This is a genomic window from Bradyrhizobium sp. NBAIM08, from assembly GCF_020193935.1.
Classification (GTDB): Bacteria; Pseudomonadota; Alphaproteobacteria; order Rhizobiales; family Xanthobacteraceae; genus Bradyrhizobium; species Bradyrhizobium yuanmingense.
Genome location: NZ_JADYVR010001303.1, coordinates 1 through 385 on the forward strand (window position 1 = coordinate 1; position 385 = coordinate 385).

1 protein-coding gene is annotated in these 385 nt (G+C 38.7%); it reads left to right on the top strand.

Annotated elements, in window-relative coordinates; genetic code table 11:
- A partial coding sequence (locus tag I6F37_RS44635; RefSeq protein ID WP_225155076.1) for a hypothetical protein occupies nucleotides 1–223 on the top strand: 223 nt, incomplete at its 5' end.
- Between the last annotated feature and the right edge of the window lie 162 nt (nucleotides 224–385).

Sequence of the window (385 nt, forward strand, 5' to 3'; positions counted from 1 at the left end):
TGGCAGGATTGGGCGCTGCCCAATAATACCTATCTTATCAACCCTTCGTTCGCATAATTTACAAATAAATAGGCTGCAGAAATACGGCAGGTATGCAAATTCATTTGAGAAGAAATCTGCAGCTTTTACATTTATGTTATTGGTTCTTCTTACCCGCAATCGTTTGAAACCTAATCTCTTAATGCTGATGTACAAAACTATCCTTTGTTTCTTTACATTGTAGCCTCAATCGGTTACTGCGTATGAAAAGATTGCTGGCTCTGTTCATGAGCATTACTGTTATCAATACAATTGCCCAATCTCCTGATTCCTGGAAAATTACAGCCGCTAATTTCGACCCTAAGAATTATTATGGCATTACCGTAGCTAACGGCATGATCGGTAT